The 25,734-nt window shown below is 70.0% G+C and carries 20 protein-coding genes; 9 read left to right on the forward strand and 11 right to left on the reverse strand.

The genetic code is table 11. From position 1 onward, the window contains the following. Nucleotides 1-7: 7 nt before the first annotated feature. Nucleotides 8-1,030, forward strand: a complete 1,023-nt coding sequence (locus RJT50_RS11880) for an NAD-dependent epimerase/dehydratase family protein (protein WP_313691580.1) — start codon at nucleotides 8-10, stop codon at nucleotides 1,028-1,030. A gap of 75 nt (nucleotides 1,031-1,105) precedes the next feature. Then, nucleotides 1,106-2,098, forward strand: coding sequence for an NAD-dependent epimerase/dehydratase family protein (locus tag RJT50_RS11885; protein ID WP_313691582.1), 993 nt, complete (start codon nucleotides 1,106-1,108; stop codon nucleotides 2,096-2,098). Between the two features lie 37 nt (nucleotides 2,099-2,135). Here the strand turns inward: RJT50_RS11885 and RJT50_RS11890 are convergent, their stop codons facing one another. Then, nucleotides 2,136-2,834: an HD domain-containing protein gene (locus tag RJT50_RS11890; protein WP_313691583.1), complete on the reverse strand. Its 699-nt coding sequence runs from the start codon at nucleotides 2,832-2,834 to the stop codon at nucleotides 2,136-2,138. A 616-nt stretch (nucleotides 2,835-3,450) separates the two neighbouring features. On the opposite strand from RJT50_RS11890, the gene RJT50_RS11895 reads away from it, so the two are divergent. From RJT50_RS11895 to RJT50_RS11910, 4 genes are all read left to right on the forward strand, one after another. Continuing rightward, complete coding sequence (locus RJT50_RS11895; RefSeq protein WP_313691584.1) at nucleotides 3,451-4,182, forward strand: alanyl-tRNA editing protein; 732 nt, start codon at nucleotides 3,451-3,453, stop codon at nucleotides 4,180-4,182. A 115-nt stretch (nucleotides 4,183-4,297) separates the two neighbouring features. After that, nucleotides 4,298-4,756, forward strand: a complete 459-nt coding sequence (locus RJT50_RS11900; protein WP_313691586.1) for a FlaD/FlaE family flagellar protein — start codon at nucleotides 4,298-4,300, stop codon at nucleotides 4,754-4,756. Nucleotides 4,757-4,758: 2 nt separating this feature from the next. Further along, a complete protein-coding gene (locus RJT50_RS11905; protein WP_313691587.1) occupies nucleotides 4,759-5,823 on the forward strand; it encodes an actin-like salactin in 1,065 nt (354 codons plus the stop codon). Nucleotides 5,824-5,827: 4 nt separating this feature from the next. After that, a complete protein-coding gene (locus RJT50_RS11910) occupies nucleotides 5,828-6,559 on the forward strand; it encodes a hypothetical protein (protein WP_313691589.1) in 732 nt (243 codons plus the stop codon). 57 nt (nucleotides 6,560-6,616) lie between these two features. On the opposite strand, the gene RJT50_RS11915 is transcribed toward RJT50_RS11910, so the two are convergent. The 3 genes from RJT50_RS11915 to RJT50_RS11925 form a co-directional block, all read right to left on the reverse strand. Further along, on the reverse strand, nucleotides 6,617-7,759 hold the full coding sequence (locus tag RJT50_RS11915) for a CBS domain-containing protein (RefSeq protein WP_313691591.1): 1,143 nt from the start codon (nucleotides 7,757-7,759) through the stop codon (nucleotides 6,617-6,619). 250 nt (nucleotides 7,760-8,009) lie between these two features. Next, entirely contained in the window at nucleotides 8,010-8,858 is an 849-nt protein-coding gene (locus tag RJT50_RS11920; protein ID WP_313691593.1) for a phosphatase PAP2 family protein, read from the reverse strand. Continuing rightward, nucleotides 8,858-10,876, reverse strand: a complete 2,019-nt coding sequence (locus RJT50_RS11925) for an ABC transporter substrate-binding protein (protein ID WP_313691595.1) — start codon at nucleotides 10,874-10,876, stop codon at nucleotides 8,858-8,860. The genes RJT50_RS11920 and RJT50_RS11925 overlap by 1 nt, the downstream gene beginning before the upstream one ends. Nucleotides 10,877-11,094: 218 nt before the next feature. On the opposite strand from RJT50_RS11925, the gene RJT50_RS11930 reads away from it, so the two are divergent. The 3 genes from RJT50_RS11930 to RJT50_RS11940 all read left to right on the forward strand — a co-directional run bounded on the left by RJT50_RS11930 (nucleotide 11,095) and on the right by RJT50_RS11940 (nucleotide 15,974). Further along, nucleotides 11,095-12,489 carry an aryl-sulfate sulfotransferase gene (locus RJT50_RS11930; RefSeq protein WP_313691596.1) on the forward strand — a complete coding sequence of 465 codons (1,395 nt, stop codon included), beginning with the start codon at nucleotides 11,095-11,097 and terminating at the stop codon, nucleotides 12,487-12,489. After that, on the forward strand, nucleotides 12,486-14,165 hold the full coding sequence (locus RJT50_RS11935) for a hypothetical protein (protein WP_313691597.1): 1,680 nt from the start codon (nucleotides 12,486-12,488) through the stop codon (nucleotides 14,163-14,165). Before RJT50_RS11930 ends, RJT50_RS11935 begins: the two co-directional genes overlap by 4 nt. A 129-nt stretch (nucleotides 14,166-14,294) precedes the next feature. Then, nucleotides 14,295-15,974 (forward strand): alpha-amylase family protein, encoded by a 1,680-nt coding sequence (locus RJT50_RS11940; RefSeq protein WP_313691598.1) that lies wholly within the window; start codon nucleotides 14,295-14,297, stop codon nucleotides 15,972-15,974. Here the strand turns inward: RJT50_RS11940 and RJT50_RS11945 are convergent. From RJT50_RS11945 to RJT50_RS11975, 7 genes are all read right to left on the reverse strand, one after another. Then, the gene (locus RJT50_RS11945) at nucleotides 15,959-17,704 is read right to left on the reverse strand and encodes a glycoside hydrolase family 13 protein (RefSeq protein ID WP_313691599.1); all 1,746 of its coding nucleotides are present in this window, start codon (nucleotides 17,702-17,704) and stop codon (nucleotides 15,959-15,961) included. The two genes, RJT50_RS11940 and RJT50_RS11945, sit on opposite strands and share 16 nt — an antisense overlap. A gap of 69 nt (nucleotides 17,705-17,773) precedes the next feature. Beyond that, a complete protein-coding gene (locus RJT50_RS11950) occupies nucleotides 17,774-18,490 on the reverse strand; it encodes a hypothetical protein (protein WP_425499731.1) in 717 nt (238 codons plus the stop codon). A gap of 163 nt (nucleotides 18,491-18,653) precedes the next feature. Next, on the reverse strand, nucleotides 18,654-20,180 hold the full coding sequence (locus RJT50_RS11955) for an ABC transporter ATP-binding protein (protein ID WP_313691602.1): 1,527 nt from the start codon (nucleotides 20,178-20,180) through the stop codon (nucleotides 18,654-18,656). Next, nucleotides 20,177-21,190 carry an ABC transporter ATP-binding protein gene (locus RJT50_RS11960; RefSeq protein ID WP_313691603.1) on the reverse strand — a complete coding sequence of 338 codons (1,014 nt, stop codon included), beginning with the start codon at nucleotides 21,188-21,190 and terminating at the stop codon, nucleotides 20,177-20,179. Before RJT50_RS11960 ends, RJT50_RS11955 begins: the two co-directional genes overlap by 4 nt. Continuing rightward, nucleotides 21,187-22,623 carry an ABC transporter permease gene (locus tag RJT50_RS11965; protein ID WP_313691605.1) on the reverse strand — a complete coding sequence of 479 codons (1,437 nt, stop codon included), beginning with the start codon at nucleotides 22,621-22,623 and terminating at the stop codon, nucleotides 21,187-21,189. The genes RJT50_RS11960 and RJT50_RS11965 overlap by 4 nt, the downstream gene beginning before the upstream one ends. Nucleotide 22,624: 1 nt before the next feature. Then, complete coding sequence (locus tag RJT50_RS11970) at nucleotides 22,625-23,647, reverse strand: ABC transporter permease (protein ID WP_313691606.1); 1,023 nt, start codon at nucleotides 23,645-23,647, stop codon at nucleotides 22,625-22,627. A gap of 110 nt (nucleotides 23,648-23,757) precedes the next feature. Continuing rightward, the gene (locus RJT50_RS11975; RefSeq protein ID WP_313691607.1) at nucleotides 23,758-25,662 is read right to left on the reverse strand and encodes an ABC transporter substrate-binding protein; all 1,905 of its coding nucleotides are present in this window, start codon (nucleotides 25,660-25,662) and stop codon (nucleotides 23,758-23,760) included. Between the last annotated feature and the right edge of the window lie 72 nt (nucleotides 25,663-25,734).

Genomic DNA, 25,734 nt, shown 5'->3' on the forward strand with positions numbered 1-25,734 from the left:
ACGTCCCATGGCGAGTGACAGCCAGCACGGCAGCGCGCTGTTCGTGGGCGGCACGCGGTTCATCGGCCGGCACGCGGTCGAACGGTTCCGCGAGGCGGGGTACGACGTGACCGCGCTGAGCCGCGGCACCCACGAGTTCCCGTTCGGGAACGACGTGGGCCACGTCGAGGGCGACCGCACGAACCGCGAGGCCCTCGTTCGGGCCCGCGACGCGGCCGACCCCGACGTCGTGATCGACACGTACGCGATGCACCCGGGCGAGGTCCGGGCCGCGACCGACGTGTTCGCCGACGCCCGCTACGTCTACGTCTCGTCGGGCAGCGCCTACGACGCGCCCGACGTGCCGATGCGCGAGGGCGAGACGCCGCTGCACGCCTGCGAGCCCGGACAGGAGGACGAGGACTCCGTCGAGACGTACGGCCCGCGGAAGGCCGAGGGGGACCGCGCGGTGTTCGCGGCCGCCGAGGGGGGCGTCGAAGCGATGGCGGTCCGTCCGATGCTGGTGTACGGCCCGCACGATTACACCGAGCGGTTCGGCTACTGGGTGAACCGCGTCGCCGAGTACGACCGCGTGCTGGTGCCGGGCGACGGCGGGTCGCTGCTCCATCGGGCGTACGTCGAGGACGTCGCCGCGGGACTGCTCCGGGTCGCCGAGCGCGGGGACCCCGGCGAGGCGTACAACGTCGCCGACCGGAACACGTTCCCGCTGGAGCGCTCGCTCGAACTCGTCGCCGACGCGCTCGACGCGGACGTCGAGGTCGTCCACGCGAGCGAGCGCGAACTGGCCGAGTTCGACGTCGAACCGACGGACTTCCCGCTGTACACGCCGCGGCCCGCCGTGGTCTCGACCGGGAAACTGGCGGCGCTCGGCTGGGAGTCGACCCCGCCGGCCGAGGCGGTCGCGCGGACCGCCGAGGCCCACGTCGACGCGGGCGTGACCGGTCCCGACGACGCGCTCGACCGCGGGACCGAAGAGCGGGTGCTCGACGCGCTCGCCGAGCGAGCGGCCGATGGATCCGACGCCGGGTGAGGTCGGGAGCCGGCGTAACCGGCAACCGGGCCGCCGACCGCGGCAGTTTTCCCCACCGCAACCGAGGCGACTCGTATGACCGACTCCGCGCTCGTCATCGGCGGGACGCGATTCATCGGCAGGCAGGTCGTCGAGGACCTGCTGGCGAACGGCTACGACGTCACCATCTTCAACCGCGGGAACCACGAGACCCCCTTTGCGGATGACGATGCTGTGACCCACGTCGAGGGCGACCGGACCGACGACACCGACCTGAAGGCCGCCGCGCTGTCGGTGACGCCCGATATCGTGGTCGACTGCGTCGCCTACTACCCCGCGGACGTGGAGGCTGCCGTCGAGATCTTCGCCGACGTGGACGGCTACGTCTACATCTCCTCCGGGTCCGCGTACGCGAGCGAGGAGATTCCCAAGCGCGAGGGCGTCACCGACCTGTGCGACTGCACGCCCGAACAGGCCACCGACGATTCGATGGACAGCTACGGCCCGCGGAAGGCCGAGGGCGACCGGGTCGTGGAGCGGGCCGCAGCGGAGGGGGTGAACGCGATGTCGGTTCGGCCCTGCATCGTCTACGGTCCCCACGACTACACCGAGCGGCTGGACTACTGGCTCGACCGCGTGATGAGCTACGACCGGGTGGTGGTCCCGGGGGACGGCCAGAACCTCTGGCACCGGGCGTACGTCGAGGACGTCGCCTCGGCGCTCCGTGTCGTCGCGGAACGGGGTCAGCCGGGCGCGGCGTACAACGTCGGCGACCGACGGGTCGTGACCCTGGAGGAGCTGGTGGACCTGATCGCGGACGTCGCCGGGACCGAATGCGAGGTCGTCCACGCGAGCGACCGCGAGCTCTCCACGGCGGACCTGTCCGCCTCGGAGTTCATCCTCTACCGCGACTACCCGCACGTGCTGGACACGAACGAGCTGGCGGCCCTCGGCTGGGAGTCGACGCCGCTGCGGGAGGCGATGGAGCGAACGCTGGCCGAACACCGGGAGTCCGAACGCGACGGTGCCGAACACGACCCGGGACGGGAGGCCGAGGAGACGGTGCTCGGCGTGCTCGACACCGTGTGAGTCGAAGCGGGCGACGGAGGCTGACCGCCGCGCCCGGTCAGGGCCGTCCGCCGTCCTCGCGGTCCCAGTCCATCTCGGCGACCTCGTCCTCCAGCCACTCGCGGAACCAGCGGACGCGCTTGAGTCGCTCGTGCGCGATGGACTCGGCCGTGTCGGACTCGACGCGGGAGACGTGGTCCTCGCCGCGTTCGAGCACGCGCTGGACCATCTGGGCGGCGTCCATGTGCGTCCGCGCCTCGTAGCCCATCCGGAGGAGCATCAGCGCGGTGCCGTTCGCGCCCACCTTGTCGAGCAGGTCGCCCTCGATGAGACACTGGGCCTCCAGCGAGAGGTCCGAGAGCGGCCCCTGGTACGAGTGGGCGGTGACGGCCGCACACACCTCGTCGACGAACGAGTCGGGGTACTCCCCGCGGCTAGTCAGGTACTCGCGGGCGACGCGAGCGCCCTCCTCGGCGTGGACGTCCTGGTCGGCCTCCAGCTTGGAGACGTCGTGGAACAGCGCCGCGACGCGGACGGCGTCGGTGTCGGCTCCCTCGCGCTCGGCGATGCGCTCGGCGATGGACACCACGTTGAGGATGTGGTTGAAGCGGTACTCGGCGGAGTGCCAGGGGTACCAGCGCATCCGGCCGCCGTCGTCCTCCGACTCGACGGAGGCGGCGAGGTACTCGCGGACGAACCGCTTCATGTCCGCGAACTCCTCCTCCGGGACGCGCGATCCCTTTATTTCGACGCCCACGCGGAACACCTCCGGCTCCGCGGCGGGCGAGCAACGAGCGTAGTTCTCATTACGCGTACGTGAGGCGTGTTTCGTTCTTAGGCGTTACGACACCCGTACTTCGGCCCGTGATGAATTACGAAAGCGGTGGCAGCGAACGGCGAAACGGCTGCCGTGGTGGTGTTGAGGGGGGTGGACGATTGAATGGAGGAATGATAGTTCTCTAATGGTTTCGGGGGTTCCGTGTCCACGGACACTCGTTCTCCGTGGGTTCGTTCCTCGTGAAGCCGTTCTCGAAAGCCTCCGCGGGTCTCGACTCGGTGCGGCCGCTCGTGCGAGGCTCACGCGAGCGAAGCGAGGGTGACAACGGAAGTCGCAGCCGACGAGCGCAGTCGTTCGAAAATCGAAGATTTTCGTGATGACGAGAGAGCTTTGCTCTCTCGAACCGCGAGGAGGACCGTCTTCCCGTAGCGGAGCCAGCCGGGGGCTTTCGAGGCGGGCGTTACGATACCCGAAGCAGGACCGACTGCGACGAACCGAGCCGATAGCCACTGGGTCCTTCCGGACCACGCAGTGGATTACCCAATCCGCCCTCGACGTCAGAACCGCTATAACCCGAGCCCCACTTCCAGCAGCCATGACCGAACAACTGTATCTCGCGGACAGCACCGTCCGCGAGTTCGAGGCGACCGTCGACCGATCGCTCGACGAGCGAGTCGTGCTCGACGGCACCCACTTCTACCCGACCGGCGGCGGCCAGCCGAACGACACCGGCACCCTCCGGTTCGACGGCGGGGAGGCGACGGTGACCGACGTGCGAAAGAGCGACACCGTCTACCATCACCTCGACGGGCCGGTTCCCGAGGAGGGGGCCACGGTCACGGGCGCGATCGACTGGGACCGCCGCGGGGCCCACATGCGGTATCACACGGCCCAGCACCTCCTGTCGGCCGTGCTGCTTTCGGAGTTCGACGCGCCGACCGTCGGCAACCAGCTGTACGACGACCGCGCGCGGCTCGACGCCGAGCATCCGAAGTTCTCCGAGACCGACCTGGCGGACGTTGAGGTGCGGCTGAACGAACTCGTCGCGGACGCGCTCCCCGTCCGCCACTACACGATGGACCGCGAGGCCGCCGAGGCCGAACTCGACGTCGAGCGCACCCGGATCAACCTGCTCCCGTCCTCGATCACCGAACTCCGGATCGTTGAGATCGGGGGCGGTGGCGACGCCGACGGAACGGAGCCGTTCGATCGCACGGCCTGTGCCGGCACCCACGTCGGCTCCACCGGAGAGATCGGCGACGTGACCGTGACCGGCCGGACGACCCAGGGGAGCGACACCGAGCGGGTCGAGTTCACGCTCGGGTAGGTCCCACGACGACGACCGGGCGGCGGCCGTTTTCACCGCTGATACGCGGGGGCGAACCCCTTTATGTCGGTTCGAAAAGAGGCTGGTAGCGGCACTGGGAGTGCGGACGAACACAATGCTCAATCCGAGCGACTACGACCCGGAGGAGTTGCGGGCCCTGGCGGGAGCGGAAGCGCCGGCCCGCGAGCGCCGACGTGGGGACCGGTGGACGACACCGGACGACTTCCTCGTGCGGGCGGACGCGCGGGTCCGGGCCGCACAGCTCGAGGACGCCTTCGTCCTCCGTGCTGCGGCCGGCGGGGCCAGCAAGCCCTACCTCCCGAGTCTGCCGGACTCGGGGGTCGGGGCGCGGCTGGCGCTCGACTGGATCCGGTTCCTCGCCGACGTCGGCGGGCGCGACGGTGCCCGCGACGCGCTCGCGTACTACCGCGAGGTCGAGTGGCTCGGGGCGGACGCCGAGGAGGCGCTCGTCGCCCACCTGGAAGCGTTCCCCGAGGAGGGGAGCCGGCGGGTGGGAGCCGGTCACCATCGGACAAGCCTGTTGTTCGTCGCCCGCCTCGCCGCGCTCCGATAACCATGGCAGCAGAATCAGACGCATCCGACGACAGCTTCGAATCCGGAGAACCGACCGCCGTCGGCGTCAAGCTCGGCTCGACCCGAACGGTCCTGAAATACCCCGACGTGGACGGCGACCTCTCGACGGTCCGCTCGCTCACCTGTCTGGCGACCTACGAGGACGCCATCACGGGCGAGGAGCGCGCACTGTTCGGCGAACGGGCCGCCGCCGAGTACCCGGACCGCGTGGAGTACATGCTCCGGTCCGGGCTCCCGGAGGACGACGAGCGTGCCGAGCTCGCGGACCGCTACTTCCGCGAACTCGTCGACGCCAACAAGGTCCCCCGCGACAGCACGGTGGTGTACGCCGTGCCGACGATGGAGAACGACGCCGGGCTGGAGAACCTCACCGACGTCATCGAGTCCTCCCCCATCGGGGAGGTCCAGATGCGCTCGTACCCCGAGTCGCTCTGTGGCGCGGTTCCCGCGCTCGGTGACGGCGTGGAGGCGGTGAACGAGGTGTTCATCGCGGTCAACATGGGCTCGACGAACCTGGAGGCCTCGGCCTACCGCCGCGGCGACCAGCTCGTCCCGTTCTCGACCGGCTCCATCACGGGCAACGACGTCGACCGTCGCATCGTGGCGAACGTCGAGGAGGAGACGCAGGGCCGGGTCCACGTCGACCTCACGACCGCCCGCGAGTACAAGGAGGAGCACGGCGACTTCGAGGGGTTCGAGCCGTTCTCGGACGTCGTCCAGCAGCCCGGCGGCGGCTCCCACGAGTTCACCATCGAGGACAGCGTGCAGGACGCGCTGAACTGGTACCTCGACGCGGCCGTCGACGCGGTCGCGAACGAGTTCCTCCCGGAGCTCGCCAACGACTTCATGAAGCCGTACCAGCTGGCGCTCTCGAACGACATCGCGCTCACCGGCGGGATGGCCTGCATCCCCGGCATGACCGAGGAGTTCGAGCGCCGCCTCTCCGAGGAGATCGACCGCGAGGTCGACGTCGTCTCGCCCGACGACCCGGACCTCGCCGCGACCGAGGGCGCGTACCGCATCGCCGAGCGGCTCGCGGGCCGGTAGGCCGATGGCCGGGGGGTTCGAGTTCGGCGACGACGACGCGTCCGATACCGCGACGGCGCCGATCGACGTCGACGCCCCCGCCGACCTGGAGCCGCCCGACGACCGACGTCCTTCTCCGAGCACGCCGACCGCGTCGGACGCGAGCGGCCCCCGAACCAGCGACGGCGACCGCGCGGAGCGGGACCCCGATCCCGAACTCGACGCGCTCCTGTACGACGGCGAGACCGCGGAAGCGAGCGTGCCGCTCGACGACGGGCGACTGGTCCGCACGAGCCATCGCCTGCTGCTCTACACGCCCGAGACCGACGGCCGGACGCTGACGGTCGTGCAGGGGCCGAACGTCGAGGACGTCTCGCTCTCCGCGTCGGGGCGGGGCGCGTACGTCTCGCCGGCGCTGAAGTCGGTGCTCGTGGGCGGCGTCCTCCTCGCCGCGGGGTCGGTCGTCCCCGTGGACGGGATGGCCGGGGCCGCACCCTCGAGCGCCGGCGCGGGCGCGACGGGGATGGGCGGCACGATAACGCTGCTGGGCGACGTCATGGGCGTCATCGCGCTGCTCGACGACGCGCTCCGGACGCTCGGGGCGCTCGTGCTCCTCGGCGGCGTGGCGCTGCTTGGATTGTACCTGCGTTCGCGAAAACGGGAGGTCGTGGTTTCGGTGGCCGGCGACGAGGACCTCACCCTGCCGGCGGGCGGGGTGACGGAGGCCGACGTGGCACGCGTCGCGGCCGGCCCGTGATCCTCGTCGGAATCGCCGTCGCCGACCGGCGGGGCGGCGGATGCTCGCCCCGGGGACTCAGAGGTCGCCGAGCTTTCGGAGCAACTGGCCGCGGTAGCGCTCGTCGGCGGTGACGCCCTTCAGTTCGAGGACGTTCCGCTCCAGTTTGTCGAGCGCGACGTGGAACGCGTGTTCCGCGCCGTACCCCTCGCCCGAGCCGGCGACCTGCCCGTGACTCGTCCGCAGGCGAATCTGTGCCTGGATGAGCGGCGTGCCGCGGAGCTTCTCCTTGTGCTCGTGGAACCGGACGTGCGCGTGCATCACGTGCATCTCCTGGTACTTCTCGGACACCTGCCCGATGGCCTCGCGGACCTCCTCGCGCGAGATGGTATCGAGCAGGTCGACGTTCGTGATCTGGACGTCCATCGCCTCCTCCTCGGTGAACGTGAGCGCGCGCAGCACGTCGGTCTTGGTGACGACGCCCGCGACGAGGCCGTCCTCGCCCGGCGGAGTGACGACGAGGCCGTTGACGTCGTTGTCGAGCATCCGTTCGACCGCCTCGCGGACCGAACTGTCCCGGGTCGTCGTCAGCACCGGGCTCGACATCATGTCGTACACCGGCAGGTCGAGCATCCGGTCGAGGTCGCCGCGGCGGTCGCCCCGTCCCTGGCGGTCGTCCTCGCGGACGACGAACTCGACGATGTCGTGGGTGGTGAGCACGCCGGCCAGCGATCCGTCGCCGTTGACGACCGGAAGCCGGGAGATGCCGTGCTCGCGGAGACGGTTAATCGCCTGTCCGACGCCCCCGTCCTCGCCGATGGAGACGACGTCGGCCGTGTAGATGTCCTCGACGTCGAGCGCGTCGAGGTTCTCGAGCACCGCCTCCAGGATGGCGTCCGCGGTGACGATGCCGTACAGCCGTTCCCCCTCGTACACGGGCGCGACTTTCACGTTCCCCTCGACGAGGACCCGTGCGACCTCGCGCACGTCCTCGTGGCGGCTCACCCTGGGGGCCGATTTCATCAGCGCGGTGGCCTTGGTGTCGTCGTCGACGCGCGACCGGACCAGGTCGCGCTCGCCGATGACACCCGCATACTCGCCGTCCTCGGTCACGATGATGCCCTTGGGATTCTCCCGCTCGAAGAGCGCGCGGATCTTCCCGAGTCGTTCGTCCGACGCCACCTCGACGAACTCCGGCACGGCGATGTCTTCGATATCCATAACTCCGTCATGAGAGTAGGCCGGCCCGGGTCTTGAAGCTTGGTTACGGGTAGCATGGTCGGCGGACCGTCGGCCCTCGCGGGAGCCGAACGTTCATCAGGGAAGCCGGGGGCACTCGCCCCGTGATCTGACCATCGCCGTCGGCGGGTCCGCGGGTGTGTGGTCACCCCGTCGACGGAGGCCCGACGACCACCTGTTCGCCAGTGTGAAATCCCCGTCGCGTCCGACCGGCCGGGACGGGACCGGGGGGCTACCGGTCGGGGCTCCAGGCCCGTCCGAGCCGCGTGGCGCGGACCCGGTCGGCGACCTCTCCCGGCAGGGAACTGCGCGCGACGGCCACGCAGAAGGCCGCCAGCAGCGCCCCTGCGACGACGTCGGTCGCCCAGTGGATGCCGAGATACATCGTCGCCACGACGATGCTTCCCGCGAGGACGGGCGCGAGCACCGCCCAGACCGGATACACTCGCCGCGTCTGGAACGCGAACGCGGCCGCGGTGAGCGCCAGCGACGTGTGCAGCGACGGGAACACGTTCGTGTTCGTGTTCACTTCGCTCACGAGCGCCTGGTACTGCGGGTACGTCGAGTACAGCAGCGGCTCCACCTGGTCGACGAGCAGGTTGCGCGGGCCGTAGGCGACGAAGACGGTGTAACAGGCCAGCCCGATAACGTAGTTCAGGCCGTACGCGACCGCCAGCTCGCGCAGCTGGTTCGGGTCCGGGTGGAGCAGGTAGGCGAGAAGCGGGAACACCAGCACGAACACGTAGCCGTACACGTAGACGAACGAGAAGTACGCCGTCCCGAGCGGGGTGGCGAACGACTGGAGCCACGGGACGAACCCGCCCTCCAGCGCATAGATGGAGCCGGTGATGTTCACGCCGACCACCCACGACAGCGCGGGCACCTGATCGCGCAGCAGTCCGTTCACCAGCAGCACGACGCCGAGCGCGACGAACGCCGGCCCGACCTCCCGCAACCGACGGCGACCGTCGCGTCGGAGGGGGCCGAGGCCCGTCCCGCGGGCGAGCAGGAAGACCCCGGCGAGGACGAGCGCGCTCACGACGGCGACCACGTGGACGAGGACCGAGACGAGGACGCTCATCAGCTCCTGAGTCGACCCTCCTCGTCGTAGCGGTAGCCCGCCTCACGAAACGCCCGTCGTGCGGCCGTCTCGTCCAGTTGGCCGTCCTCCCCGTGGAACCCCGCCTTGCGGGTCTCCGCGTCCCAGCGGAGGTCGGGCGCCTCCCACTCGGTCCCGGCCAGCGGCGTCGCCGCCGGACGCGCGTACCCGCCGAGCTGTTCGGCCGCAACCGCGCCAGCGTCGAGCAGCCCCGCGACCGCCTGCCTGAAGTGCGGGTTCGTGAGCGGCGAGCGCCGCATGTTGAACCCCAGGTGGTAGAACGACCACGAGCGGGCCGAGACCAGCCTGAGCGCGTTCGAGCGCCCGATCCGTGGCACCGTCGCGGGATCGAGCTGTGAGACGGTCGCGTCGACGTCGCCCGCGGCCGCGAGTTCGACCGCGGTGGAGTCGGAGGGCGCTCGCTGCACGAGCAGTTCGTCGAACGCCGGCTTCCCGTGGAACCGCTCCGGAACGTCCGCGGGCGGCCGTTCCCTGGCCAGGAAGTGGTCGGAGAACCGCGTGAACAGCGCCGACTCGCCGCCGCTCGCGCGCTCGAACGAGAGCGGCCCGCTGCCGACCGGTTCGGGGTTCATCCAGACGAGCGCCTCGGTGACGCCGTCGGTGCCGAAGCCGGGCACGTCGACCTCCCCGGTCCGCTCGGTCCAGATGTGCTGGGGGAGCAGCGGGACCGTGAGCGCCCGCGCCGCCACGGTTCGGCTGGGGACGGTGAACCGGAGTTCGGCCGTCAGCGGACCCGTCGCGGTAACCGAGTCGACGAGCGAGGACCGGCCGCGGAACCGCGGCGCGGGAACCGGCGAGTCCAGCCCGCCCATCGAGGTGTCCGCGAGGAACGCGTACGTGAACGCCACGTCGTCGGCGGTGATCGGTTCGCCGTCGTGCCAGGTCAGCCCCTCGCGGAGCCGAACCGTCGCCACCGTCGGGTCGATCTCGTCGGCGTCGGTCGTCCCCTCCCCGACGGGCGCTTCCGTCCTCGTGTCCGTGCCGGCAGCGGCCGCCGTCCCCGTCTCGGCCTCGTCGCCTCGATCCGTGCCGGCCCCGCCGGCCCGATCCGTGTCGTCGCTCACGCCGCCATCCCAGGTCCACTCGGACGCGAGCCACGGGCGTACGGCGCCGGCGTACTGGCGGGCGAGCGGGTCGTACAGCAGGCCGGTGAACGTGCCGGTGTCGCGGAACTCGGCGGCGACCGGGTTGCGGTTCTCCGTGATCCGACCGTCCGTCGTCGCCAGTCCGAGCCTCGTCGGCTCCGCTCCCGACCCGTCGGGAGTCGTGACCGGCGTCGCGGTCCCGCCCTGACCGCCCGGCCCGGCACCGTCGTCCCCGGCGGGGTCGGTCCCGTCGGTCGCCGTCCGGTCGAGCCCCAGCAGCCCCAGCGGCGTGTCGAAGCCGTCGGTCGCGCCGAGCCACCCCTCGTACTCGCCGAGGCGAACCGCCGAGAGTTCGTCGGGGAACGCGAGCGTCGAGAACGGGAGGATCTCGGCGATCGTGCGCTGGAGCTCCATCACCGCGTCGCGCCGTCGCTGGCCGGACGTCATCCGCTGTCTGTCGAGCAGTTCATCGAGCGCGAGGTCGGTACAGCCGAAGGGGTTTTGCCACCCCGGCTCGCTCGTGAACTTCGAGTGGATCATCGGGTAGAGCTCGTCGGGGTCGATGAGCGTCGAGGCGGGATAGCGCCCGACGTAGAGGTCGAACTCGTTGTTGATGAGCACCTGCCGGTGGAGTTCCTCGACGGCGACCGGCGTCACGCGAGCGCCGACGCCGACGGTCCGGAGGTTCTCGGCGAGCGTCCGGGCGATCTGGATCCCGACCGGATCGGCGTCCGCGGGCGCTGCTTTGATGTCGACCGCGACCCGGTCGCTAGAATCCCGGCCGGCGACGCTGCGGATCCGGTCGAGACAGCCGCCCGTCGCCGCGGTTCCGGCGGTCGCCGCGAGCGCGGCGAGCGTCCGACGGCGCGTCGCGACTGGGAGGGCAGGTGTCATCGGCTCCCCACACACTACGCCGCAGAGCCGTTTAATCGTTCCGCGACCCGGCGATACCGGCCCGATGTCGACACGATCGTGACGGCTTCGTGACCGGCCGTCGAGCCGTCGTCGGGGCCGGTTTCGGCGGTTCCGACGCGTCTGCCCGGAATCGGGGGAGCCGTCGATCGTCCGAGCAGGCACAAGCGTTTTTCCCGCGGTTGGCGATTGATGAACACGTGAACAGCGGGACCCCGCGGCGGGTGACACTGGCGGCGCTCACCGTGCTGGCCGCGGCCGTGCTCGTCGGCGGCTACGCGACGGCCCAGTTGACCGGCGAGGGCGTCAGGGGCGACCCCGCCGTCGAGCGGGCGTTCCGCTCGGGCGACGCCGGCCAGGTGGTCGGGGAGCGGGACGCGATCACCGTCGTCGCCACGGACTCGACGGCGTTCGTGAGCGACGAGGGGTCGGGGCCCAGGCGACTCGCGGAACTCGTCGCGTTCGCCCCCGACGGCAGCGTCTACTACTACGACGACGACCACACGCGCTACTGGGACGTCGACCCGTTCGAGGGGACGAACGCCACCGTCGAGTACGTGTACGCCGACCACCTCGACGCCGACGAGTGTGGCGCGGAGACGGTGTGTACCCGGAACGGCGTGGAGCGGGTGAACCTCACCACCGGCGAGGTGACCGACGTGTACAGCCGCATCACGCCGGGCAAGCATTCGACGCGCTGGCACGACGTCGACCGCGTCGACGACGAGCGCCTGCTGGTCGCCGACATCTTCCGCGACCGCGTCTACGTCGTCAACACGACGACGGGGCTCGTCGAGTGGGAGTGGGACGCACAGAGCGAGTTCGACCCCGAGAGCGGCGGCCCGTACCCCGACGACTGGACCCACCTCAACGACGTCGAACTCGTCGAGATCGACGGCAGGGAGGCGGCCATGGTGAGCCTGCGGAACCACGACCAGGTCGTCTTCGTCGGCTTCGAGCGCGGCCTGCTGGACGAGTGGACGCTCGGGAGCGACGACGACCACGACGTCCTGTACGAGCAGCACAACCCCGACTTCATCCCCGCCGAGCGGGGCGGCCCCGCGGTCCTGGTCGCCGACTCCGAGCACGGGCGGGTCGTCGAGTACCAGCGCGTCGACGGCGAGTGGGAGCGGTCGTGGGTGTGGGCCGACCAGCGACTCACGTGGCCCCGCGACGCCGACAGGCTGCCGAACGGCCACACGCTCGTCACCGACTCGAACGGCGACCGCGTCCTCGAGGTGGACCGGTCGGGCGAGGTCGTCTGGAGCGCGGACGTCGGCTTCCCGTACGAGTCCGAACGGCTCGGGACGGGCGACGAGAGCGCGGGCGGGGAAAGCGCCGCGTCGCTGGGGCTCGCTTCCCAGGAACCGCCCGCCGCACGCGGCGAGGGCGACGCCGTCTCCCGGGTCGCTGCGGCGGCACCACCCTCACTCGTGAACGCCGTCGCGTACGTGCTGCCGCCGTGGATGGGGGTTCCCAAGGTGCTCGCCGCCCTCGTTCTGCTCGTCGTCGCCCCCTGGTGGCTGCTCGTGGAATACCGCCGGAGTGCGTACGAACTGTCCGTCCGCTCGCCGCTCACGGTGCGGCGGCGATGAGCGGGGAGTCGTCGGTCACGTCGGATCGCCCCGCCGGCGAGGAGGACGACGACGGCGACGAGGGGTGGACCGGCACGGTGGCGCGAGCGTTCGCGGGCGTCCGTCGGCGGCCGGGGCTGCCCGTCACCCGCGCGGACCTGCCGTGGCTGGGCGGGCTGCTCGCCGTGGGACTGGCCGTCGTCGCCGCGTACCTGCTGACGAACCCCTATCCCGCCTACGGTGCCGGGCTGTACACCGTCATCGCGGACGCCATCCGGGCGGCCGGCTACGGGCTCCCCCGGGGTATCGAGGGGTACACGACCGAGCCGGTTCCCGTCGCGTACCCGCCGCTCGCGCTCTACGGCCTGGCGGTCCTCCGTGATCTGGGCGTCGGCACGTTCGCGGCGGCGCGATACGTCCCGCCGCTCGTCACCGTCGCCGCGCTCGTTCCAGTGTATCTACTCGGGCGTGACCTGCTGGGCCGTGGTCCGATCGGGACGGAACCGTCCGTGGGCGGACGGGTCGAGGGCCGGTTCGTCGGTCGCGCCGCCGGGGCCGCGTCCGCGCTCCTCGTCGGCCTGAACCCGCAAGTGCTGGAGTGGCACGTCTCGGCGGGCGGGCTGGTCCGGGCTCCCGCGTTCCTGTTCGCGCTCTCGAGCGCCTACGCCGGGCTCCGACTGTTCCGGGACCGGGACGCTGCGTGGCTCCCCGTGGCGCTGGGGACGTTCACCCTGACCGTCCTGACCCACCCGACGTACACGCTGTTCGTCGTCCTGACGGACCTGCTGTTCTGGGTCGGCTACGACCGGTCCGGCCCCGGCCTGCTTCGCGGTGCCGCCGTCGGCGTCGGCGGAGCCGTGCTGTCCGCGCCGTGGTGGCTCACCGTCGTCTCCCGGCACGGACCGGGCGTGTTCGCCGCCGCGGCGGGGACCCACGGCGGCGTCGGCGGCGGCCTGGCTGACGCCGCGATCGGCTGGTCGCTGGTGCCGCTCGTCGCGGCCGGACTGCTCGCCATCACCGGGTGGCGCGTGCTGCCGGCGTGGGTCCTGCTCGCGTGGGTCGCGTTCGACCAGCCCCGGTTCGTCTACGCCGTCGGCGCGTTCGCGCTCGTCGGCGTCGCGACGGAGTGCGCCGGACGGTTCCCGACGGCCCGGCCGCGGAACGGGGACCGGTTGCGACGGGTCGCGGTCGCCGTCCTCGTCTGCGTGGCGGCCGTCGGCGTCGGCAACCTCGCCTACTCGTTCGCCGGGGCGACCGACCCGACGACCCCCTCGTTCGTCGACGACGACGACGTCGCGGCGATGGAGTGGATCGCCGCCGAGACCGAGCCGGACGCGACGTTCGTCGTGCTCGGGGACGCCGCCGAGTGGTTCCCGGCCGTCGCCGAGCGGACCATCCTCGTCGCGCCCTGGGGTGCGGAGTGGCGGACGCCCGAGACGTACGACCGACAGCTGGGGGCGTTCGAGAACGCGTCGGTCTGCCGGAGCGTCGGCTGTCTCGACGCGGAACTCGCCACGACAGCTCCCACCCCCGCCCCCGACTACCTCTACGTCCCGCGCGGCGGCTACACGGTTCGGGGGGACCGGCACGTCCAGTTCGGAACGCTGGAGCGGTCGCTCGAACTCGCCGGGGGCTACGAGCGGGTGTACGCGAACGAGGGCGTCGTCGTCTACCGGGTGGACGACGGGACGAACTGACTTCGGGTGCAGTCCGCCGTGCGAGGAGTGAGACGACCCATAGTTCCGGGGGAACGCCCGTAAGCACTACTTACTCGGTGAAATCGCCACGAACGGTTAACGGCCTGGCTCCCGTACGGTCACAGAGTAATGGCGAGCACGTCGCCGGAAACCTGGTTCAAGAACGCGGTCGTGTACGCCGTGGACGTCGAGACGTTCAACGATTCGAACGGCGACGGCGTCGGCGACTTCCCGGGACTGATGGAGAAGCTGGACTACCTCGACCGGCTGGGCGTCTCCGCGCTCTGGCTCCTCCCGTTCTACCCGACGCCGAACCGCGACAACGGCTACGACGTGGCGGACTACTACGGCGTCGACTCCCGGCTCGGCACGCTCGGCGACTTCGTGGAGTTCATGGACGAGGCCGAGGCCCACGGCATCCGCGTCCTCGTGGACCTCGTGGTGAACCACACGTCCGACCAGCATCCGTGGTTCCAGGCCGCCCGGCGCGACCCCGACTCGAAGTACCGCGACTACTACGTCTGGATCGAGGAGCGCCCGCCGCCGGACCCCGAGCGCGGGACGGTGTTCCCCGGCGAGGTCGAGGACGAGCGGGTGTGGACGTACGACGAGGAGGCCGGGGCGTACTACTACCACCGGTTCTACCCGTTCCAGCCCGACCTGAACCTCGCGAACCCGGAGGTTCGCGCCGAGATCTACCGCATCATGAAGTTCTGGCTCGAACTCGGCGTGTCGGGGTTCCGCGTCGACGCCGCGACGCTGATGATCCAGCCCAAACACCCCGACGCCGAGCAGCTCGACGACCCCCACGAGGTGCTCCGGAGCCTCAAGCGCCACGCAGTCGCGCGCCGGAGCGACGCGGTCCTGCTCGCGGAGGCCGACGACGCGCCGGGGGAGCTGGCGTCGTACTTCGGGGACGGCGCGGAGATGGACCTGCTGATGAACTTCGTGCTCAACGCCCACCTGGTCGCCGCGCTCGCGACCGAGCGGGCGGCGCCACTTGCCGAGGGGCTCGAACGCCTCCCCCCGGCCGACGTTGGCCAGTGGATGAACTTCCTGCGCAACTACGACGAACTCAACATCGGCCGGCTGCCGACGGACCTCCGTGAGACCGTGTTCGACAGGTTCGCGCCCGAGGAGGACATGCGGATCTACGGTCGGGGCATCCGCCGCCGGCTCGCGCCGATGCTCGAGGGCGACGAGCGCCGGATCAAGCTCGCGTTCAGCCTGCTGTTCTCGATGCCGGGGACGCCGATGCTGCTGTACGGCGACGAGATCGGGATGGGGGAGGACCTCTCGCTGCCCGGCCGGACGTCGGTCCGGACGCCGATGCAGTGGACCGACGAGGAGAACGGCGGCTTCTCGACGGCCGACCCGGACGACCTGGTGCTCCCGGCCGTCTCCGGCGGGGAGTTCGGCTACGAGTCCGTGAACGTCGCCGCCCAGCGCGCGGAGGCCGAGTCGCTGCTCAACTGGATGGAGCGGCTCATCGCGACGCGCCGGGAGAGCACCGAGATCGGCGAGGGGGAGTTCAGCGTGCTCGAGGCCGACGACCCGTGCGCGTTCGCCCACCGGTACGACTACGACGGGAACTCGGTCGTCTGCGTCCACAACCTCGCCGACGAGACGTGTTCCCTGGAGTTCGATCTGGAACTCCGCGAGGGGGACGCGCTCTACCCCCTGCTCGGCACCGCGGACCACGCTCGCCACGACGACGGGAGCTGTGCGGTCACGCTCGAGGAGTACGGCTACATCTGGCTCAGACTCCACCGGACCGGCGCCGGCTCGGGCGGTCACTCGAGCGCGTAGACCCTCGCCTCGTAGGGTCGGAGGTCGAACCGATCCGGCCGCGTGGGACCCTCGACCTCGTAGTTCGCCAGCAGGAGGTCGGCGGCGTCGTACTCGATGCCGTCCGGGAGTTCGAACGCGGGCTCGCCGTCAGTGAAGTTCAGGACGACGAGCGCTCGCTCCTCGCCGAGCGTCCGCAGGTAGGCGTACAGTTCAGGGTCATCGGGGAGCAGCAGGTCGTAGTCGCCGTAGACGAGCACGTCGTTGTCGTGCCGCAGGTCGATGACGCGCCGGTAGTAGTGCCAGAGCGAGTCGGGGTCGGCGCGGGCCTCGGCGACGTTCACCTCCGGGTAGTTGGGGTTGACCGCGAGCCACGGCTCGCCGGTCGTGAAGCCGGCGTTGTCCGCCGGCGACCACTGCATCGGCGTCCGGGCGTTGTCCCGGCTCCCGTACCGGACCGCCTCGCCGATGTCCGCGAAGTTCTCCACGTCGTCGCGTTCGAGCATCCGCTCGACGTACCGCAGCGTCTCCACGTCGATGAACTTCCCGACGCTCTCGAACGGGACGTTCGTCATGCCGATCTCCTCGCCCTGGTAGACGAACGGCGTCCCGCGGAGCGTGTGGAGGAACGTGGCGAGCATCGTCGCGGACCGGACCCGGTAGTCCTCGTCGCCAAAGCGGGAGACCATCCGCGGCTGGTCGTGGTTGTTGAGATACAGCGCGTTCCAGCCGTCCTCGGCCAACCCCCGCTGCCAGCGGGTGAACGTCTCCTTCAGCTCCGCGAGGTCCCAGTCCCGGAAGTCCCAGTCGCCGCCCTCGCCGGCGTCGAGCCGCATGTGCTCGAAGTGAAACACCATGTCGAGCGGGCCGTCGCGCCCGACGTACTCGCGTGCGTCCTCGACGGCGATGCCGGGCATCTCGCCCACGGTGACGACGTCGTACTCGGAGAGCACTTCCTCGTGCATCTCGCCGAGGTACTCGTGGATGTGTGGCCCGTTGATGAAGTGCTCGCTGCCGGTGACGACCGCGCCCTCGTGACCGTCCGGGAGGCCGTCGGCCTTCGAGAGGAAGTTGATCACGTCCATCCGGAAGCCGTCGACGTCGCGGTCGAGCCACCAGCGCATCAAGTCGTAGACGTCCCCGCGGACGGCCGGGTTCCTCCAGTTCAGGTCGGGCTGTTTCCCGTCGAACAGGTGGAGGTAGTACTCCCCGCGCACCTCGTCGTACGTCCAGGCCGGGCCGCCGAACAGCGACTCCCAGTTGTTCGGCATCGCGGCCGGGTCGTCGGGGTCGACCCCGTTCCCCAGGGAGGCCCGGTCGCCCTCGCGCCAGACGTAGTAGTCGGTGTACGGGTCGACCTCCCGGCGCGACTTCTCGAACCACTCGTGCTCGTCGGACGTGTGGTTCACCACGAGGTCCATGATGAGCCGGATGTCGCGGTCGTGGAGGTCGTCCCGGAGTCCCTCCCAGTCGCCCATCGTGCCGTATTCCGGAAGGATCGAGCGGTAGTCGCGGATGTCGTAGCCGAAGTCCGCGAGCGGAGAGTCGTAGACGGGCGTCAGCCAGACCAGGTCGACCCCGAGGTCGTCGAGGTACTCGACCTTCTCGCGGATGCCGGGGAGGTCGCCGACGCCGTTGCCGGTCGAGTCGAAGAAGCTCCGGGGGTAGATCTCGTAGGCGACGGCCTCCTTCCACCACGCTCGGTCCGGTTCCGCGACGCTCGCGGCGGCCTGGGACGATGAGGGGTCCATTCGGTCCTCCCTAGGCCGTCGACGTAGGAAAGGGTTGAGTCGGTGGGGCCGTGTCGGGCCGACCCGGGTTCAGAACCCGCCCCAGCGGAGGGCCACCATGACGACGATGATGGCGAGCTGGAACGCGCCCTGGACGCCGCTCAGTTTCGCGTTCCGCAGGCCGATGGTGCTGATGACGTTCGGGTCCGGGTCCGACGAGACCATCTCGCGGTACATGCGCGTCTCGCCGGGCATGAGCACGCCGAACCCGAGGAACGTGAGCACGGTGACGATGCCGAGCGCGAGCGCGATGAGGGGGTTCGTCGGCCCGAACTGGCCGATGCTGGAGAGCAGGTAGGCGACGCTGCCGCCGCCGACGAGGAGGAACGCTGCCCACCAGCGGCGGTCGCGGAACGCGTCGAACTGGTAGCCGATCGAGAGCAGCGCCGGCACCATCGACGCCGTGGCGAACAGCGCGATCCACGGGTCCGCGTTCGGGAAGATGCCGAGCCGGAGCGCGAGCAGGATGCCGCCGAAGATGGTCGTGAACGCGAGCGCGGGCATCAGGAACGTCATCTTCGGGGTGAACCGCTGGAACACGCTCGCGCGTTCCTCGACCGCGAGCCCGCCCAGCACGGGGCCCAGAACGAGCGCCATGAACAGGTCGGTGCCGGTCCACAGCACCCCTGCCATCACGTGGACGAAGGTGAGCTGCTGGACGGTTCCCCAGAGCGCGGTCGCGGCGAGCGCCCCGAACGGGACGGCGAGCGCGCCCACGCTGAACGCCGGGTTCGCCCGGCCCGCCATGCCACGGATCGTGCCACGAACTGTCGCAGCCATGGCGGGTCAACGTCGACAGATCGCCTAATAGGTTCCGAAACTGTCAACCGGTTACAAAACTGCGAACCGTGGCCCGCGCTCCGGCGGGAGGTGGTGCACACGAGACGGATCGAGCGCCGTGAACGGGCCCTCAGCCGCCCCGCTCCCGACGGGCGATCGTCTCCGCGACGTCGGCGTACTCAAGCTCGTGTCGGAAACACTGGCTCCGGGAGCCGCCGCCGGCGTCGTAGGTGTCCGGGTCCTCCCGGTCACAGCGGGAGCCGAACTCGCTCCGGAGACGCTCTGCCGCGCCAGCGTCGTCGCCCGCGCGTGCCAGTTCGACGGCCTGGTCCACGACGTCCCGTGCCTCGGGCGGGAGGTCGTGGCCCTCGAGGAGATCCGAGACGGTCTCGTCGAGCTCCCGGCCGGCGACGTCCATCCCGAGGACGCCCTTCACCGTCTCGACCGCCGAGTTCTCCGCCCGCGCCCTGGTCCGGAAGACGACGTGGAGTTCGTCCAGCGCGCGCCACGTCGCCTCCGGAAGCTCCCGGTCGTCGGGGCGGATCTTCGCCGGACAGCGCGTGGCGAACGGACAGCCCTCCGGCGGTTCGCGGGGGCTCGGCGGGGTCCCCCTGAGGGTGACGCGGCCGCCCTCCCACGGCGACCCGCTGCCGGGAATGGCAGAGAGCAGCGACACGGTGTACGGGTGGGACGGGTTCGAGTAGACCGACTCGGTCGGGCCGAGTTCCACGACGTTGCCCAGATACATCACCGCCACGCGGTCGGCGATGTGGCGCACGACCGACAGGTCGTGGGCGATGAACAGGTAGGTGAGCCCCAGGTCGTCCTGGAGGTCCTCCAGCAGGTTGATGATGCGGGCCTGGACGGAGACGTCGAGCGCCGAGACGGGTTCGTCGAGGACGACGAACTCCGGTTCGAGCGCGAGCGCGCGGGCGATGCCGACCCGCTGGCGCTGCCCGCCCGAGAACTGGTGGGGGTAGCGGTAGAAGTGCTCCTCGTTCAGGCCGACCCTGTCGAGGAGCCCGAACACGCGGTCGCGGCGCATCTCGGCCTTCCCCTTCCCGACGGTCACCGAAACGGTGCGGTCCTGGCCCCCGCCGGTCACGGAGACTGAGACGTCCTCCGCGGTGAGCGGGAGCCCGGACCGGACGCTCACCTCGGGGTCACCGGCCGCCAGGCTGACGGTGATGTCCGGGGTGTCGTCGTCGGGCCCCGCTTCGGTGACCGCGCTGCCGGCGACCTCCGCGTCGGCGCCCTCGACCGCGACCGGCAGGAACGGCCAGTCGTGGGTGTCGAGCGGCTCGCGGACGATCTCGCCGATCGTCATCCGGTCGTTCAGGCTCTCCTGGGGGTCCTGGAACACCATCCCGACCCGGCGCTGCCAGGCGCGGCGTTCGGCCCGGCCGAGTTCGGTCACGTCGCGGCCCTCCGACCGGACCGTCCCGCCGGTCGCGGTTTCGAGCCCCAGGATCGTCCGGCCGAGCGTCGTCTTCCCGCAGCCGGACTCGCCGACGAGCCCCAGCGTCTCGCCCTCGTGGATGTCGAAGGAGACGCCGTCGACCGCCTGCACCGGCGGGGTCGAGGTGAGCAGGCTGCCGTCCCGGTAGTACGTCTTCACGTCCTGCAGCGAGACGATCGGCTCCTCCCTGGCGGTCATCGCGGCTCACCCCCGCCGTCGACGGCCGATCCGTGCGCGTCGTCGTCGGCCCCGTCGTGGAGCAGACACGCCGCCGACCGGTCCTCGCCCTCGATGGCGACGTGCTCGGGCGCGACCTGCCGGCAGTCCTCGAACGCGTCGGGACACCGCGGCGCGAAGCGACACTCGGTCGCCGGCCCCGTCGGCGTCGGCACCTCGCCCCCGATGGTCGGGAGGCGCTCGTCGGGGTCGGTCCGGCCGGGAATGCTCTTGAGAAGCGCGCGGGTGTACGGGTGTGCCGGATCCTCGAACAGCGCCCCGGTCGGGGCGCGTTCGACGATCTCGCCGGCGTAGATGACGTTCACCCGGTCGGTGGCGTCCTCGATGACGCCCATGTCGTGGGTGATGAAAAGCACCGCCAGGTTCTCCTCGCGCTGGAGGTCCGCGAGCAGTTCGAGGATCTGCGCCTGGATGGTCACGTCCAGGGCCGTCGTCGGCTCGTCACAGACGAGCAGGTCCGGGTCACAGGCGAGCGCCATGGCGATGACCGCGCGCTGTTGCATTCCGCCCGAGAGCTGGTGGGGGTACTCGTCGACGCGGCGGGGGGCGTCGGGGATGCCGACGTCCTCGAGCAGTTCGACGGCCCGCCTCGTCGCCGCCGAACCGCGGAGGTTCTGGTGGATGCGCAGCGCCTCCTTGATCTGGTTACCGACCGTGTACACCGGGTTCAGCGAGTTGCTCGGGTCCTGGAACACGATGGCGATGTCCCCGCGGTGGTCGTCCCAGTTGTCCTGCGTGAGGTCGTCGCCGCGATAGGTGATCGACCCACCCTCGATGGAGCCGGGCGACTCGACGAGCCCGAGGATCGACCGCGCGGTCACGGACTTGCCGGAGCCGGACTCGCCGACGAGCCCGACCGTCTCGCCCTCGTCGACCTCGAAGGAGACGCCGTCGACGGCGTGGATCGTCTCGCGCTCGGTGTGGAACACGACCTCGAGGTCCTGCACGTCGAGCAGGGGGTCGGCGCTCATGCGCCACCACCCCGCCCGGCCGCGCTCTCGCCGGCGGCATCCGAGCGCGGGTCGATGGCGTCACGAATGCCGTCGCCCAGCGCGTTGAAGCCGGTCACGACGAGCGTGATGAGCAGTCCCGGGATGAGCGAGATGTGCCACGAGCCGGTGTTCACGTAGTCCTGCCCGAGGTTGATCGCCCGGCCCCACTCGGGGGTCGGGGGTGCGACGCCCAGCCCGAGGAACGAGAGGCCCGCGATGGCGATGATCGCGCCCCCGAGCGTCATCGAGCCGTAGATGAGCAGGTAGCCGGTGATGTAGGGGAGCATGTGTTTCCGCATGATGGTGCGCGGGCGCTGGCCGAAGCTCTCGGCCGCGTCGATCCACTGGCGCTGTGACACCTGGAGTGCTGGTCCGCGTAACGAGCGCCACATGTACGTCCATCCGGTGAACGCGAAGATGAGCGCCAGGATGAACGCGCCGCTGTAGAGCCCCCCGATCCAGGTGTCGGCCAGCACCGTCGTGAGCATGATCAACAACAGCAGCTGTGGCATCGCCATCACGGAGTCGGAGACGAGCACCATCCCCAGGTCGATCCGGCCCTTGTAGTAGGCCGCCACGAGCGCGAGCGAGGCCGCGATGCCGGCGCTCAGCCCGACCGAGAGCAGCCCGATGACGAGCGAGATGCGCGAGCCGACGGCGATGAAGGTGAACAGGTCCCTGCCGGTCGGGAGCGTCCCGAACGGGTGGAACCGGCCGAAGTCGTCGTACTGCATCGGCAACACCCGGTCGGCGCTGTCGCCCCGGGACTGGGAGGCGAGGTTCGCCTCGCCCACGAGGGTCGTCTGCACCTCCTCCGTCTCGGCGTTCCAGTACTGCATCTCGTGGTCGTAGGAGTTCCGCATGTTCTTGTCGACGGTCGTCGGCCCCAGCGCCGGGGCGAACACGGCCATCACGACGAACATGAACACGACGACGAGCCCGAAGATGCCCCAGCCGTGCGAGCGGAAGCGGTCGATCACGTCGTCGCGGGGCGTCCAGTCGGCGGCCCGGAACTCGCGGCGGTACAGCCGGTAGCCGAGCACCGCCCACCCGGCCAGCGCGAAGGCGTACAGGTAGATCAGCGCGACCCTGACGCCCCACGCGAGGCCGGGGCGCAGGCCGAGGAAGGTGTCCACCCAGCGGCTGCCGTTCCAGTAGCCGCCGTTGGGGATCGTCTCGCGGGAGAGCAGCGTCGGGATCTCGGCGGCCGAACGGGCGAGCCCCTCGACGAACGCCGTCCCCGGGAGCGCCGCGGCGGCGAACCCGTCGGCCAACAGGGAGACGAGGAACGTCACGGCCGCGCCGGCTTCCAGCGCGAGCAGGGCGACGCCGATCCCGGCCCACACGAGCACGGGGGAGTCCGTCGGGAGGACGGTCGATTCGGCGGTTCTGTCGCCGTGAGCCCGTGCCATCTCAGGCACCCTCCAGCCCGACGCGCGGGTCGATGATGGTGTACAACAGGTCCTGAATCAGGTTGATGCCGACGATCATGAGGATGAATACGTACATCAGCGTACCGACGAGGGGGAGATCGCCCTGGATCGCCGCCTGGAAGAACAGGAATCCGATCCCGTTGATCCCGAAGACGGTCTCGACGAGGACGCTCCCGCCGATGAGGAGGAACGCCTCGCTGGTGATGATCGGGACGAGCGGAACCAGCGCGTTCCGCAGGATGTGTTTCCAGACGAGCGCGCGGTCGGAGACGCCCTTCGCCTTCGCCAGGTCGACGTAGTCCTCGTTTCTGACCTCCAGCACGGCCGTCCGACCGATCCGCATCTCGTTGCCCATCGACGCCGAGCCGAGGACGAGCGCGGCGGGCAACACCTTCTTGGTCGCCGCGAGGAAGCCGTCGACGGTGCCGAGCCGCGACATGTCGGGGCTCCCGGTGAGCGCGTCGAGCGGGACGACGAACGACTGCCAGTCGAAGCCGAAGAAGATGGCGCTCGAACTGCCCAGCACGGTGAGCAGCATGATGGCGAGCCAGAAGTTCGGCATGGCTCGCCAGACGATGCCGCCCATCGAGGCGAGGTAGTCCGAGCCGGTGTTCGAGTGCATCCCCGCGTAAAAGCCGAGCGGGACGCCGATACAGACCGCGATGAGCACCGACCAGAAGCCGAGCCAGAGCGTGCGCGGCAGGAAGTCGAGGATGAGGGCGTTCACGTTCGACCCCTGATAGAGGAGCCACGTCCGGCCCAGGTCGAACACGATCAGGTTCGACATCCAGTCGAGATAGTGTTGCAGCGGCGGCTGGTCGAGCCCGAGCTGGGCCTGTGCGGCCTCGTAGGCGGCGGGGTTGCGCGTCTGTCCCTCGCTGAGCAGGCGGGTCGCGGGGTCGATGGGGCCCATGAAGATGATGAACCACGTCATGGACGCCCCCAGCCACACCACCGGGATGCTCATCAGCAGGCGCTTGCCCAGGTACGTCAGCTTGCTCACGTGTGATCCTCCTCCCGTGTCGTGGGACTACGGGCGGTCGAACGAAGTGGTCGGTGTCGTGTAACGTGCATGAATAACGGCGCGGTCGGTGCCGGTGCGACCTGGCGGGCTCAGCGGCTCAGCGTGACGTCGGTGAACGTCTGGTTCTCCATCACGCCGTACATCTCGACGTCGACGTGGTCGTGCCAGAAGCGCTGGCTGGTCGTGTGCACCGTGGGCAGTTCCTGCACCGACGCCCAGTTGATCTCCTCGATGGTCTGGAACGCCTCGTTCCGGGACGCCTGGTCGGCGTCGTCGGCCGCGTAGTTCTGCTCCCAGGCGTCGAGCGCCGTCTGCCGGAGCTCGGTGTCGTGGTAGCTCCCTTCGGCACCCCACCGGGTGAACTGCCCCGACGGGCTCTCGCCGTAGAGGAACCGCAGGAAGTTCTGCGGGCCGGGGTACTCCATCCCGTCGCCGAGCGCGAACACTTCCATGTCCGCGGAGATGGCCCGGCTGATGATGGTCCCGAACTCCGCCTCCTCGATGCTCATGTCGATGTAGGCGGAGCGGAGCTTCGACTGGAGCCGGGTGAACACGGAGGCGTAGCCGCTGTTGCCGGCGATGGTGGTGGCGGTGATCGAGAAGCGGTCGTTCTCGCCGTAGCCCGCCTCCTCCATGACCGCGCGTGCGTCCTCGAGCCGCGTCTCGCCGTAGCCGTACGGGTAGCCGTCCGCCGCGAAGTCGGTGTTCGACTCGTAGCCCGACTCGGCGTGCTGGTCGTAGGAGTCCTCGCCGGACATCCCGTCCTCGAACGTCGGGTACGGCGCGGGCGGCGTGATGTGGTAGCCGGCCTTCGCGTTGCCCTTGTAGACGTTGCGCGCGATCTCGTGCTGGTTCATCGCGTAGGCGAACGCCTTCCGGACCGGGATGGGAACTTCGAGCGTGTTGAAGACGAGGTACTCGGTCGAGAGCGACGGGATCTCGCCGTAGTTCACCTCGGTGCCGTCGTCGAAGGTGTACGTCCCGACCGAGCGGTTGCCGTTCTCCTCCTCGATGGAGACGTTGTCGGGGTTGAACGACGCCGTCGGCATCCCCTCGAGCACGTCCGCGTTCCCGTTCTGGAACCGGCTGAGGCGGGTGTTCCCGCTGCCGACGACCGTGTAGGTGACGCCGTCGAGCTGGGGGCCCTCGCCGTAGTAGTCGTCGAAGGCGGTGAGCTGAATCTGGCTCCCCTTCGTCCACGAGTCCACCTGGAACGGGCCGAGGCCGGCGTACGTCGGGCCGCCGTTGGCCGTGCTGAAGAACTCGTTGTACTCGTACTCGCCCTCGTAGCCCTCGACGTCGCCGACCGCGCCCTCGGGCAGGACCGCGAACGCGCCGCCCGCGATCTGGAAGAGCGTGTACTGGAACGGCGAGGCCAGCGTCATCTCGAACGTGTAGTCGTCGACGGCCTCGACCCCGAGCGAGCCCGGGACGTAGTCCGCGAGGCTCGTCTCGTCGGTCGGCTCCGTCCGCGAGGCGTCCTTCTCGTGCTCGACGGTCATCGTCTCGCCGATGATGTCGTCGCGGTTCCGCGAGTTCTCCGACCCGGCCAGGCGCCGGTAGGAGTAGACGACGTCGTCGGCGGTGAACTCGGAGCCGTCGTGGAACGTGACGCCCTCCTTCAGCGTGAACGTGTAGGTGAGGCCGTCGTCGGACATCGAGTAGTCCTCCGCTAACGCGGCCTCCGGCGGGTAGAGGCCGTTCCGGAACTCCATCAGCGAGCGGCCGTACTGGTCGTAGCCCGCGCCGGACCCCTTCGCGTTGATCGGGTCGAGCGTCTGGATGGAGCCGGTCGCCATCATCTGGAGCGTGCCGCCGGCCATCGGCGTCCCCTGGTCCGACTCCTCGGTGTCGTCCCCGCCGTCGCTCGGTTCGCTCGGCTCCGGCGTGTCGGTTGGATCACTCGAGGGGCCCGACTGGCACCCGGCGAGCGCCGTCACTGCTCCCGTCCCTGCAACCGTCAGAAAACCGCGCCGCGTTGTGTCCTGAGGCATCACTGTAATCTGACCTTTCAGCGGTTAACTGGTTTTCTATTATAAACATATACCGATATTAGTCAATATATA

This window comes from Halobaculum sp. XH14 (assembly GCF_032116555.1).
Taxonomy (GTDB): Archaea; Halobacteriota; Halobacteria; order Halobacteriales; family Haloferacaceae; genus Halorarum; species Halorarum halobium.